Origin of the sequence: Paenibacillus sp. LjRoot153 (assembly GCF_964253085.1) — a bacterium.
GTDB lineage: Bacteria > Bacillota > Bacilli > Paenibacillales > NBRC-103111 > Paenibacillus_E.
In genome coordinates this window covers 1130086-1143563 of the sequence record NZ_CAXUQH020000001.1, presented here as the reverse complement: position 1 = coordinate 1143563, position 13478 = coordinate 1130086, and the positions used below count along the sequence as shown (strand labels likewise).

General features: G+C 45.9%; 12 protein-coding genes. 6 read left to right on the top strand and 6 right to left on the bottom strand.

The features are described 5' to 3' along the window. Positions 1–33: 33 nt before the first annotated feature. From ACSQ8P_RS05150 to ACSQ8P_RS05140, 3 genes are all read right to left on the bottom strand, one after another. Positions 34–228 (bottom strand): CDGSH iron-sulfur domain-containing protein, encoded by a 195-nt coding sequence (locus ACSQ8P_RS05150; protein ID WP_436234198.1) that lies wholly within the window; start codon positions 226–228, stop codon positions 34–36. Positions 229–268: 40 nt separating this feature from the next. Continuing rightward, a complete protein-coding gene (locus ACSQ8P_RS05145; RefSeq protein WP_436234197.1) occupies positions 269–2101 on the bottom strand; it encodes an amidohydrolase in 1833 nt (610 codons plus the stop codon). Between the two features lie 99 nt (positions 2102–2200). Continuing rightward, the gene (locus ACSQ8P_RS05140; protein WP_436234196.1) at positions 2201–2374 is read right to left on the bottom strand and encodes a DUF1427 family protein; all 174 of its coding nucleotides are present in this window, start codon (positions 2372–2374) and stop codon (positions 2201–2203) included. Positions 2375–2674: 300 nt separating this feature from the next. On the opposite strand from ACSQ8P_RS05140, the gene ACSQ8P_RS05135 reads away from it, so the two are divergent. The 6 genes from ACSQ8P_RS05135 to ACSQ8P_RS05110 all read left to right on the top strand — a co-directional run bounded on the left by ACSQ8P_RS05135 (position 2675) and on the right by ACSQ8P_RS05110 (position 8844). Next, positions 2675–3313: a hydrolase gene (locus ACSQ8P_RS05135; RefSeq protein WP_436234195.1), complete on the top strand. Its 639-nt coding sequence runs from the start codon at positions 2675–2677 to the stop codon at positions 3311–3313. Between the two features lie 73 nt (positions 3314–3386). Continuing rightward, positions 3387–4223: an alpha/beta fold hydrolase gene (locus ACSQ8P_RS05130; protein WP_436234194.1), complete on the top strand. Its 837-nt coding sequence runs from the start codon at positions 3387–3389 to the stop codon at positions 4221–4223. A 586-nt stretch (positions 4224–4809) separates the two neighbouring features. Then, positions 4810–6267, top strand: coding sequence for a spore germination protein (locus tag ACSQ8P_RS05125; RefSeq protein ID WP_436234193.1), 1458 nt, complete (start codon positions 4810–4812; stop codon positions 6265–6267). Further along, positions 6264–7484: a Ger(x)C family spore germination protein gene (locus ACSQ8P_RS05120; RefSeq protein WP_436234192.1), complete on the top strand. Its 1221-nt coding sequence runs from the start codon at positions 6264–6266 to the stop codon at positions 7482–7484. Before ACSQ8P_RS05125 ends, ACSQ8P_RS05120 begins: the two co-directional genes overlap by 4 nt. Positions 7485–7492: 8 nt before the next feature. After that, positions 7493–7714, top strand: coding sequence for a hypothetical protein (locus ACSQ8P_RS05115; RefSeq protein ID WP_436234191.1), 222 nt, complete (start codon positions 7493–7495; stop codon positions 7712–7714). 20 nt (positions 7715–7734) lie between these two features. Next, on the top strand, positions 7735–8844 hold the full coding sequence (locus ACSQ8P_RS05110) for a GerAB/ArcD/ProY family transporter (protein WP_436234190.1): 1110 nt from the start codon (positions 7735–7737) through the stop codon (positions 8842–8844). A gap of 432 nt (positions 8845–9276) precedes the next feature. On the opposite strand, the gene ACSQ8P_RS05105 is transcribed toward ACSQ8P_RS05110, so the two are convergent. The 3 genes from ACSQ8P_RS05105 to ACSQ8P_RS05095 are packed head-to-tail and all read right to left on the bottom strand — an operon-like array spanning position 9277 to position 13428. Further along, positions 9277–11568, bottom strand: coding sequence for a beta-glucosidase family protein (locus ACSQ8P_RS05105; RefSeq protein ID WP_436234189.1), 2292 nt, complete (start codon positions 11566–11568; stop codon positions 9277–9279). A 24-nt stretch (positions 11569–11592) separates the two neighbouring features. Further along, positions 11593–12483, bottom strand: coding sequence for a carbohydrate ABC transporter permease (locus ACSQ8P_RS05100; protein ID WP_436234188.1), 891 nt, complete (start codon positions 12481–12483; stop codon positions 11593–11595). A gap of 12 nt (positions 12484–12495) precedes the next feature. Further along, entirely contained in the window at positions 12496–13428 is a 933-nt protein-coding gene (locus tag ACSQ8P_RS05095) for an ABC transporter permease (RefSeq protein WP_436234187.1), read from the bottom strand. Positions 13429–13478 lie beyond the last annotated feature (50 nt).

Sequence of the window (13478 nt, the reverse complement as noted above, 5' to 3'; positions counted from 1 at the left end):
AGCTTAGGCTATATAATCTTTTAATCTAAGTAATTAAGCTCGAGGTGCGCTTTCAAACTTACCTTTGTGAGCCAAATCGCAAAACGGTTTTTGACTGGATAAACCGCACCTGCAAAGAATAAAACTTTCCTTGGTCTCAAAGCGATTTCCCACCGCATCCACCATTTCTACTTTGCCTGTAATACGCAATGGTCCATTATCGTTTACTTTGATCGTAACTTCAGACATGATAATCTCGCCTCTTTTGGATTATTTTGGTGAAACGTACTCAGAAAACGAAGCAATCCAGGTCACAAAAGCCACTGCCATGGTGATGGTTGCATCCATGATGATGGTGCGCCTTTTGAGGTGCCTGAACTCCCGCTCCGCCTCCTCCGTAATTTGTTCCCTTGTAGTAACCTCCAAAGATATTATGCGGAGACCAGTCTGGACTTGCTTGGGGTGCTGGCGGCGACAAAGACTGAAATTCGTTAGTACCGTAGACAATCTTGCCTCCTACAACAGTGAAGACAGCTTCAATTTTTTTAATAGCTTCTTCAGAGATAAGAAAAAAGTTATCAGAAAGAATCGAAAAATCGGCATATTGACCTTCTTTAATTTGCCCTTTCACATCTTCCTCTTTTGAAAACCATGCATTTCCCGCCGTATACATGCGAAGCGCTTCATGCCTCTCTACACGATTGGAAGCAGGGTACAAAATTAGCCCACCAAGTGTCTTGCCCGTTACTAACCAATATAAGGCAACCCAAGGATTATAACTGGCTACTCTAGTTGCATCTGTCCCTACCCCAACACGCAATCCGGCTTTAATCATCTTGGTGATCGGTGGCGCATTTTCTGCCGCTTCAGCCCCGTATCGATCGACGAAATATTCACCTTGAAAAGCCATTCGACTTTGAACAGCGATCGAACCGCCTAATGCAACAACTCGCTCCAAATCCTTCTCCTGGATTGTTTCGGCATGATCCAAAATCCAGCGCAAGTCTTTGAAGGGAACCTCTTTGTTCACGCGTTCAAATACATCGAGAAAACGTGTGATGGATTCTCCATATGTGGCATGAAGACGAAATGGCCAACGTTGTTGAACGAGATGCTGAGTAACTCCGAAGAGCTCATCTTCCAGTACAACTGGAAGTTCCGGACGAGGTTCTACAAAATCTTCAAAGTCTGCTGCGCTATAAACAAGCATTTCACCTGCTCCGTTATGACGATAGTAGGGGCTGCCTGTATACGGCTGCGTTGTAGCGGTCCATGCTTTAAAATCGCTTAGTTCATTCTTGGGATGCTGGGTAAATAAATTATACGCCGTGCGAACCGTAATTTCTCCACGTCTATCAAGCTCATCAAATACCTGATAATCGTCAGGGTAGTTTTGAAAGCCCCCACCAGCGTCAATAACGCTTGTGACTCCGAATCGATTCAATTCCCTCATAAACAATCGGGTTGAATTGATTTGATCCTCGTATGAAAGCTTCGGTCCTTTCGCTAATGTAGCATACAAAATAGTAGCATTAGGTCTAGCGATGAGCATTCCTGTCGGATTCCCTTGGCTATCCCTTTGGATTTCTCCACCTGGCGGATTCGGCGTATCTTTCGTATATCCGATGACTCGCAAGGCTGCTTTATTCAAAAAAGCCTGACGGTAAAGATTGAGAATAAATACCGGTGTATGCGGAGCAATTCGATTGATTTCATCCAAAGTTGGCATTCGGCGTTCCGCGAATTGGAATTCTGTCCAACCGCCAACAACACGAACCCAGTGAGGTGCTGGCGTTCGATCCACCTGCTTTTTCAGCATCCGCAAGGCATCCGCAATGGATGGCACGCCATCCCATCGAAGCTCGAGATTATAATTGAGACCGCCTCGAATGAGATGAATATGGGAATCGTTCAAACCTGGAATCAACATTCGCTTATTTGCGTCCACAACCTGCGTGGTAGGCCCAACATATTTCATGATATCGGCATCGTCCCCCACGGCCAGGAATTGGCCGTTCTTCACTGCAATGGCTGTTGCAGTTGGATTAGAATCGTCCATGGTCACGATATTGGCATTATGAATGACTAAACTTGCTTCAACAATCCTTGCTTTCTCAGACATGATTTCGTTCTCCTTTGTTATTTATTGGGAACTAGGTTTACTTCAACAATCGTTGGTTTCTCAGACATGATTTTGTTCTCCTTTGTTATTTGTTGGGTGTTATTTGCGGTTTAACCAAAGTTGTATCCAAGGCATCAACCGTTGTCCTAAAAACATTCCTAAGAGACCAAGTAATCCCAAAAAAGGCGGCGCCGGAGAGGGAATCTTCAACAATTGAAAAACAACGCCAATGACGATACCTGTAGCTAAAGCGAGAAGCATTGAACCCCACATACAAACTTTCCTCCTTCAATCCTGTCATTAATGATGTTCTTTGTTCAATCATTTACCTTCTATTTAAGTTTATAAGTCAGGATTCTTTCTATCAATAAGGCTTTCTCTATAACAGCCATAGGTATTACTTATACATTATTTTTATTATTATGTTGTAATCTATAGTTTTTACCTATGGGCTATATAGAAAAATGAAGATTGTTCATCCGTTTACATTTCAATAGACTTGTGATGTGCAGCAGGTTCAGGTTCTCATATGTGAATCTGTTGTAACCATAAATAGAAAGTAGGGATTTTTACATGTTTAACGACAAGTCCGATTTACTAACAGCTGAGAACTCCGCTATTATCCTAGTAGACCATCAGCCTCAAATGCTTTTTGGCGTACAAAGCGCCGATCGCCAAACGATTATTAACAATACGGTTGGACTGGCTAAAACAGCTAAAGTTTTCAATGCGCCCATTATTCTTACAACGGTTGCTGCTGAATCGTTTTCTGGCCCTATTCATCCGCACATTCAAGATGTATTTCCTGATCAAAAGCCAATTGACCGAACAACAATGAACTCCTGGGAAGACGAAAACTTCGTGGAAGCAGTGAAGAAAACAGGTCGCAAGAAACTGATTATGGCAGCACTGTGGACAGAAGTTTGTCTTGCTTTCCCTACAATTTCAGCCATTAAAGATGGATATGAAGTATATATTGTAACGGATGCCTCAGGCGGGACGACGACGGAAGCGCATAACATGTCCGTTCAACGCATGATTCAAGCTGGAGCCATTCCCGTGACTTGGCTATCTGTTCTTCTTGAGTATCAGCGCGATTGGGCACATCAAGAAACGTATGATGCCGTTCTGGAGATTGCTAGGCAACACAGTGGTGCCTACGGTGCGGGTATTGTTTATGCTCAAACAATGTTTGGGGGCCACGGAGGGTAACCTATTCAAAGATAGTCAATTAATTTTGACTGTCTCAGCTTAAGCAAAACCAATTCGAGAGGAAATATGAAACATGGCTAAATTAACAGTAGGAACAGAAAACGAGCAACCCATTGAATTATATTTTGAAGATCTTGGCGCAGGCAAACCTGTCGTTTTGATCCATGGCTGGCCGCTGAGCGGGCGCTCGTGGGAGAGTCAAGTCCCAGCACTCATCGATGCAGGTTACCGCGTGATTACATATGACCGCCGTGGATTCGGACAATCCTCCCAACCGTGGGCCGGTTACGACTATGATACGTTTGCGACGGATCTCCATAAGCTCATCGAATATCTGGACCTTAAGGACGTGACACTGGTCGGATTTTCGATGGGTGGCGGAGAGGTTGCTCGTTACGTTGGTACATACGGAACAAGCCGTGTCAAAAAAGCCGTGTTGGCTGCTGCAGTTCCGCCGTTCTTCTACAAATCCGATGAGCATCCGGAAGGTGGTTTGGATGAAGGCACCATTCAGGGCTTCCAAGACGGTTTGAAAAAAGACCGCATCGCCTTCCTTGACGGCTTCTCTCACAATTTCTTTAAAGCAGGGGATAGAACCGACTTGGTCAGTGAGTCCTTCCGTGTTTACAACCTTAATATTGCTTCTTACGCTTCACCAAAAGGGACGCTGGATTGCGTTGATGCCTTCGGCCGGACGGATTTCCGTGGCGATTTGGCTAAATTTGATATTCCATTGCTTGTTATCCATGGCGATTCCGATGCGATTGTGTCGCTTGAAGTAAGCGGTCAACTTTCCAACGAAGCTGTTGCAGGCAGTCAACTCGTCGTAATTGAAGGTGGGCCGCATGGCTTGAACGCGACTCACCCTGAACAATTCAATACCGCTTTGATTAACTTCCTTAAAAACTAGATTATATGAAGAGGCTATCCCAAAAGTAACAATTATTGATGTTCGGGACAGATCTCATCGTAAAAAAGTGAATATTTGAAATGAAAAAGGGAGCTAAGCGGCCTATTTGCGCTTAGCTCTTTCGTTTTTCTAGAACTAGTTACTCTCTCTCTTGTACCCAAAAATACTGCCCACCATAATCCCTTCTTGCCACTTCAAAAATATAACTTCCAGCCATAGAAGAAACAGAGTCCAATGCATCATTATCTAATTCATAATCACACAATTCTTCAAGTATATCGTCTATTTTAAACCGGCTTCGTATAGTGGATCACTTACAAGCCGGGACTCGGATCAGAATAAGGTTAACAAAGCTCCAAGTAAGAAACATACACACAAACTTTTCAGTCCTACCGTTTCCCAGTAGGAAAAGGGGGCGTTTTCATTATTATGGGACACGTTCCCATTTACTCCTTTAATTTTCTATCACAAAAAAGTCCACTTTGGTGGAACTCCGAGTATATGGGGGCAACGAACGCGTATCGTACCTCTCTTCTGATTGAACTACCTTTTATTGGTAATAATAATGTGGTAAGGAGGGCTATTCATGATTGAACGGGTACCGGACCACGGATTTTCTTCGCATCTGCCAGACAATATTGCACTTATTCAATCTTTCATGGGAAAAAGTTCAGACTTCATAGTCCGCGAGGTCACAATTGCGACTCATCATCGAGTAGCACTTTTCTATCTGGACGGCATGGTCGATATGCAAACGGTACAGAACAGCGTCATCTCCGCTCTTCTCGACCGAAGCCCTGCCGGTGCTATAACAGTCCAAATGATCAAGGAATCTGTGCTTGATGCTGGTGAAGTCAGCGAAGCAATATCAATTGAAACCTCCCTGGAACATGTTTTATCCGGTGGATTGCTACTCCTGTTAGACGGCTTCACCGCTGGTATCATAATTTCCCTGCCGGGCTGGGAAGACCGCGCCGTCACTGAATCGAAAACTCAATCAGTCGTCAGAGGACCGCAAAATGCTTTCACCGAGACACTGCGTACCAATACCACATTAGTACGTCGCAGGGTGAAGGATTTGAACGTGCAAGTTCAAACGATTAAAGTCGGCAAACTATCCAAGACCGATGTCGCAATTATGTATATCCATGGCTTGGCTGACGAGGAGTTGCTTCACCAACTGGTTGAGCAGCTTAGTAATGCCCACCAGGAACGTGTTCTTGAAGGTGAATACCTGGAAGAGATTCTACTCGGCAAGAAGAAAGTGACGATTTTTCCTATCTTCTACAATTCCGATCGCCCGGATACGATTGCAGCTGGGATTATGGATGGGAGAATTGCCGTCTTCATTGATGGGACCCCCTTTGTCTTACTGGTTCCTTCACTCTTTGTCGACTTCATTCAATCTGCTGAAGATTACTATCAGTCTTTTATTTTTAGCTCATTAATGCGAATCCTGCGTTACATCGCCTTGTTTATTTGCATGCTTGCACCGTCTATCTATATCGCTCTCACCACCTATCACCAGGACATGTTGCCAACTACCTTACTGTTAAGTCTGGCAGCTCAGCGGGAAGGCATCCCATTCCCCGCATTCGTGGAAGCAATGTTGATGGAAGTTACGTTTGAGATACTGAGGGAAGCCGGTATTCGGATGCCGCGCACCATCGGACAAGCAGTCTCCATCGTCGGCACGATTGTGATCGGGCAAGCTGCCGTAGAAGCAAGTATCGTATCTGCTGCAATGGTTATTATCGTTGCCATTACAGGAATTGCGAGTTTTGTCATTCCATCCTATGCTATGTCTATTCCGATCCGCATCCTCCGATTTGCATTCATGATCATGGCTGCGACTTTCGGCGTATACGGACTGACGATCGGTATCTTCATTTTAGTCATTCATTTATGTAATTTGATTTCCTTTAATAGGCCCTATATGAGTCCGATTGCCCCATACAACCGCGACGAACAAAGTGATGCGATCCTTCGTTTCCCCTTCTGGTACTCGGGTAATCGGAAGTCAAAACGGAGACAACAGCCATGAGACGGACTTCGTCTTTGCTGTCGCCACTCTGTCTCGTGATTTGTATGGGGGTACTGATGATGCTGTTAACCGGATGCTGGAACCGCAGAGAACTTAACGAGCTTGCGGTTGTTTTGGCAGTAGGAATAGATTCGGCTGACGGTCAGTATGAAGTATCTGTGCAAGTCGCCGAGCCGTCGCAAATGTCCAGAAACCGTGGATCGGATCGTTCACCAGTCTCAATCTTTTCACAAAAAGCGTCGACTTTATTTGAAGCCCTTCGGAAAATAACGACAAAATCATCGCGGAAAATGTATGTTGCGCATATTCGGTTAGTCATTTTTGACGAACAGACAGCAAGGAATGGGATCAAAGAGCCGCTGGATTTCCTTTTTCGCGATCATGAGGTTCGGCCAGATTTCTATATAGTTGTTACTAAGGGCACAACAGCCAAGGATGTGGTTTCATTCATCACCCCGACCGAGATGCTTCCTTCAATCGGCTTGTACAAGACGTTAAAGGTTTCGGAGAAGGTGTGGGCTCCTACAGCAGCCGTTAAGGTGACCGAAATGCTGGAAAAGTTGAGCAAGACCGGAGTTGAGCCTGTATTGCCCTGGGGGAAGATCGTCGGGGATGTCGAGAAGGGCAAAACAATGGAAAATGTAAAACAGTCTACTAGGTTTTCGGAATTTCAATATTTCGGCGTCAGCGTTTTCCGGGATGATCGACTGGTCGGGTGGTTAAATGAGTCGGACAGCAAAGCATACAACTATATTACCAATAATGTATCAAGTACTGTCGGCAAAATAAAATGTCCTCAATCAGAGGGCGATTTTGTTGTGGAGGTAACGCGTTCCAAGGTCAAGATCGTTCCATCTATTCAACAGGGAGAACCACGTATCCAATTGGATACAAAAATAGAGGCAAACCTTGGAGAAATCGGCTGTCCGGTTGATCTGTCTGATGAAGCCACGTTGCATGCAATGCAGGAAGCTGCCCAGGAAAGTCTTGGGAAGATCTTTATGCACGGAGTCCGCGAAGCGCAATCCATGGGCTCGGATATTTTTGGATTCGGCGAAGCTTTTCATCGAAAGTATCCGCGTCAGTGGGCGCAATGGAAGGCAAACTGGAATCAGAAATTCAAGCAAATTCCGGTTGAGATTAAGATCGATTACAAGCTCCGTAAGATTGGCAAAATAATCAGTCCTTTCGATAATAGTCCAACGGAAAAGGAGTGAGGAAGCCAATGCTAGCTTCTATCCTGGTTCTATTCCTCGTTGCGGCGCTCTTGGAATATCGCAGTTTAAAAATACAGAAACGATACCGGGAAATGATCTCCAGCGCTTTTCTTTTAGCTGCTGGATTAACACTCGGCTTACTACGATTGCTTCATGTGGACATACCGAGTCCTATGTCCGGGATCAAGATGCTGTTTCAGCCATTAAGCCAACTTCTCACCATGTTTTAAATATAGAGAGGGGGAGTTTCATGACCACGCAACAAGACATGACCGCAAGGCAAGCTGCGATGTGGTTAATTCTTTTTCAATTGGGCAGCGCATTCCTTCTGCTCCCCAGAGTGCTTGCGGGTACAGCGAAGCAGGATGCATGGTTGTCCGTTCTGCTCGCGATCGGTGCTTTTTTCCTGCTAATGCCTCTTTATATAGCTATTGCCAAACAAGTCAAGGAAACTTCCATCTGTGACCATATTCTTGAACTGTTCGGTCGGATTGGTGGCAAAGTTCTGCTGTGCGGATTTATATTAGGATACCCCTATCTCCTCTATATTGTAGTATTGCGGGACCTAAGCGACTTTCTCACGACCTCTTTCATTCCAGAGACACCGGCTGAACCTATTCTGGTTCTCATGATGGTCGCTGTTATCTACATTGTCCGATCCGGTCCTGCCGTCATAGGGCGAACGGCGGAGATTTTGTTCTTTTTAGTGATGCTGCTGTTCGTGTTTGGGTATGCCTCGCTCATTCCAAGTTCGGAAGTGACCAATCTTATGCCTGTCCTAGAACACGGATGGAAACCTGTCCTTCTTGCTGCATCCATGATGCTTATTTTTCCATACTCTGAGACGATGTTGTTCCTCTTCCTGGTGCCATACATTCGTCAAACTCACAAATGGAAAACAGCGGTTATCAAAAGCGTCTTGGTGAGCGGCAGTATGTTTCTTCTTATGACACTTCTGACGATTACCGTTCTGAGCGATGGTGTTGTTTCGAATGTCATGTACCCGAGTTACTTTGTCGTGCGTACAATCAGCATCGGTGACTTTTATGAACGATTCGAAGTATTGGTTGCAGTCTTGTGGTACACCACCATTTTTTACCGCTTGTCATTGTTTTTGCATGTGTCCGTTCAAGGGCTGGCCGTTGTTCTCGGTCTGCAGGATCCGCGGCCCTTGCTAATTCCCTTGTCCTTGATCGCTCTGGTCATGTCGTGTATCCTCTGGGATAACACAGCAGAACAAACGGCAGCTCTCCAGGTATGGCCCTTCTACTCAATGTTCTTCGGGATTGCTTTGCCCATCCTGATCTGGGTGGTCGGCATTTTTAAAAGATCAAAGAATTCTATAAGGAAAGAGAATTAGCATGGTAAGTATGCCGGATGAAGGAATGTGAATAGGGAAATATGGTCGTAATCTAAGAAAACGACATTTTTTGTGGTATCAAGAGACGGACAACCGGCTTATAAACCGGAACACCTTCAGGAGGTCATTAAATAAGAAAAAAACTGAGGACGAAAAGGCAAAGCGCCCATTTAAGCAAACATTACCCCTTGAGCGACCCTACCAATGTCCCTTTTACGAAAAAAAAATTATCCAAAGTTTGAATGTGGGATCTCAGAAATGAAAAAACTGAAAAGCATCAATGATTCATTAACGGGCTATGATGATGACCTTGACCGAGATCTGTGTGGACTTGGTGGAAAATAAAAGGGTAACCGCGACTGCCGCTGTTACCCTTTTATAGTTTATTGTTTTGGTAAACAATAATTCCCAAATCTGTTCGTGCATTACCTACTATTTCACCACATTTGGTATGAAGTTTGCCTGATTCAGCCGCTCGAGCAATGAATCAAGAGACTCATCCGTCAGTCCGCCTCCACTGAATGCAGCTAATCCGCGCAGTGGCAAATACTTCAGGAAGGCAGCCATCAGTTCGGACATGCCTTCCTCTCCGCCACCGGAAGAGCCAAACGGCGAATGCTTCAATAAATCCCCTACGATTGCAGCTGCTTGCGGATTCTCCATCAGATCGCCAACTGTTGAATTTCGGGTATACGCTTTCGCTATCGTTATCGTCGAATTCACTCGCATGGTCCTCTTAAGTACGATATCCGCTGAAGATTTTCCGACCAGAATCTCGAACTCGCCTGTCTCAACATGCCAATTACTCATTTCGACGTTGAAATAAGCAAATGATCTCATGTCAAGCCTAAAGGTGACGGTTTTCTCTTCTCCAGGCTTAAGCGCTACTTTGACGAATCCTTTCAGTTCCTTCTCCGGGCGTGACACGCTACTATGCACATCCCGCACATAAAGCTGCACCGTCTCTTTGCCAACTCTGCTGCCGGTATTTTTAATATTGACAGAGACGTTGACCGAATCGGTGTCGTCCATCTCATCTTTGTCAAACACAAGTCCGCTGTATTCAAAAGTTGTATAGCTAAGCCCGTGACCAAATGGGAACAGTGGCCGAAGCTTCTTCTTGTCATAATAGCGGTAACCTACGTAGATTCCTTCCTTATATTCCACAAGGTCTCCATCTCCCGGGAAATTCAAATAAGACGAATTGTCGCTCAACTGAACAGGGAACGTCTCGGCCAGCTTACCGCAAGGATTGGCATCGCCGAAAAGCAAATCGGCAATCGCTCCGCCCAGCGCTTGGCCGCCTAAGTAAGCCTCGAGCACTGCTTTTACACTCCCGATCCAAGGCATTTCCACCGGAGCTCCATTGCTTAGTACGATTACTGTCTGTTTTTGCACCGCGGTCACCGCTTCTATCAACTCCGTTTGATTGAACGGGAGGTTCAAATGCTCACGATCAAATCCTTCCGATTCATATCGATCAGGCAAACCGACGAAGAGAATAACGACCGATGCATCTTCTGCAAGCTTGAGTGCTTCCTTCAAAAGCTGTGGATTCGTTTGGTCTCCGCTCAACTCATAGCCTTGGGCATACTCAATGTCCGCACCACTTCCCGCCGATTTGGCAAGCTCCTCGCTGATATCCTCGAGCTTGGTTGGCTTAATATGCGAGCTCCCTCCGCCTTGATATCTCGGCTGCTTGGCAAGTTGCCCGATGACAGCGATTTTGCCGGACTTCGGCAATGGCAAGATGCCATCATCGTTTTTAAGTAGCACCATACTTTCACGTGCGACTTCCCGTGCCAATAGATGATGAGCCTCCTGATCGAAGAAAGCATCCGGCTTCTTGCTGTCGACCGCCTTGAAGACAATGCTCAATATCCGCTCAACAGCCGCGTCGAGCTTTTTCTCTGACAGCCTGCCGCTTTTCACCACTTCGACGATTTTACGGTCACCAGCGCCGTTACTTGTCGGCATCTCCAGTTCAAGCCCTGCCGACAATCCATCTGCACGCTCGTTCACTGCGCCCCAGTCAGAAACGACAAAACCCTCATGTCCCCACTCGTCCTTCAAAATGTCCGTAAGCAGACGCTCATTTTCAGCGCAGTACTCTCCGTTAAGCTTGTTATAGGCGCACATGACCGTCCACGGCTGACCTTTCTTAACTGCTCCTTCGAAGCTGGCCAAATAGATTTCTCGCAGCGTTCGCTCATCGATGACCGCATCGGTCGTCATTCGGCGGTGCTCCTGATTGTTCGCCGCGAAATGCTTCAACGACGTGCCCACGCCCTGGCTCTGCACACCTTGGATGTGTGCGGCTGCCATCTCAGAAGATAAGTAGGGATCTTCCGAGAAGTATTCGAAGTTGCGCCCGCATAGCGGCGATCTCTTGATATTTGCTCCGGGACCAAGCAAAATGGCGACGTCTTCAGCCTGACACTCTTCCCCTAGCGCCACACCGACCTTGCCGATCAGCTCACGATCCCACGAAGAAGCAAGCCCCGCTGCAGATGGGAAGCACGTAGCAGGAACGCTATCAAACAGTCCCAAATTATCTGCCGACGCGCGCTGCTTACGAAGTCCATGAGGCCCATCCGTCATCATGACGGACGGAATGCCGAGCCGCTCGATTCCTTTCGTATGCCAAAAATCAAGTCCCGAGCAGAGTGATGCTTTCTCTTCCAAAGTCATTTGTGAAATCAATTCTTGAATATTTCTTTTCATGGTTACCCTCCTAATGTAATGAAATCAACCTTTAACAGCACCAATGGTCATGCCTTTAACGAAGTATTTCTGGAAGAACGGATAGGCGATCAGAACCGGGATCACGGCAATCACAGCAATCGCCATGCGGAATGTTTCGCTAGGCAGCTGCGCAATGCTCTCCCCAGCTTGCGAGCCGATATCGCTGTTACTAGCCAAGAACTGGATGTCGCTCATAATCCGGTTGAGTACGTTCTGTAGACTGAACAATTTGGGGTTGGTTACATAAATTAATCCGTTATTCCAGTCGTTCCAGTAAGCCAATCCTTGAAACAAGCCGACGGTGGCCAGAATCGGCAGCGAGAGTGGCAGTACAATTTTGTAATACATTTTAAATTCGCTTGCACCGTCTATGCTGGCTGATTCCAATACCGGAACCGGAACTGTCGTCATAAAGAACGTTCGCATAAGAAGCACGTTAAAGCCATTCATTAGAAGTCCTGGAACGATCAACGCCCAAAGCGTATTCTTGATATGGAATAATTGTGTATAAATCAAGTACGTTGGAACAAGTCCGCCATTGAACAACAAAGTGAAAAACAGCAGAAAGGCGAAGAACGTTCCGCCCGGCAAATCACGACGCGATAAAGGATAAGCGAGCAACGATGTGATTAATAGACTGATCGTTGTCCCTATTATGGTTATGAGAATTGTAATCCCGTAAGCATTAAAAACGAGCGACGATTGCTGCCACAAATATTCGTATGCGTTTAAACTGAACTGTTTTGGAAACAAAGAATACCCATTCTGCAGGATTGTCTTTTCGTCCGTTATGGACGACATTGTCAAAAGAACAAACGGAAGCAGGCAACTGATTGAAAACAAGATCATCACAAGATGTGCGGCCCACTGCCAAACACGATTTTCATTATTCATGTATATCCCCCTTTAGAACAGCGCGTTTTCTTTGTTGACTTTACGAACAACATAGTTGGAGACGATAACCAGCACGAACCCGACTATCGATTGATAGAAGCCAGCGGCTGATGACATGCCGATGTTACCAAGCTGCAATAGACCGCGGAACACGTACGTATCGATGACGTTCGTAGTACTGAAGAGGGCTCCTGCATTCATCGGGACTTGATAGAACAGGCCGAAGTCTGAGTAGAAAATGCGTCCGATCGCCAGGAGCGTCAGCATGATGATTACGGGAGTGATCAGCGGTATTGTAATCGTGCGGATTTGCTGCCACTTGGATGCCCCGTCCAGCTTCGCCGCTTCGTAATATTCCGGATCAATGCCGATGATGGCTGCCAGGTAAATGATACATGCGTACCCTGCGCCCTTCCAGGTATGAACTAAGGTCAGAATGACCGGCCAGTATTTCGGCTCGTTGTACCAAGAAATTGGCTCGATGCCCAGCGCCGGGAGGATCGTCTTATTCATAAATCCGCTCTCGATGCTCAGCGTCGAAAATACGAGATAACTGACCAATACCATCGAAATCAGAAATGGTAGAATGATAATGCTTTGATACAGACGGGACGCAAACTTGCTCTTGATTTCGTTCAGCAGAATGGCAAAGCCAACCGCAACGACGAGGCCGATCACAATGAAAGCTGCGTTATAAAGAATCGTATTGCGGGTAATCAAATAAGCGTCAGATGTTTGGAACAGAAACTTGAAATTCTGAAAACCAACCCAATCGGAACCCCATATTCCTTTAGCGAAATTGATGTCCTTGAAAGCAATCGTGAGACCGAACATTGGTAAATAATTATTGATGATCAAATATGCAATTCCTGGAAGCATCATTAGATAGAGCGGGCTGTATTTCCAAATTCTCTTCCTGGCATTGTTTTGCGTACGTTTTGTCATTCCGAAAGTTCCCCTTTCCATTTCTATCGCCTTGTATAGTATCTTGCTGT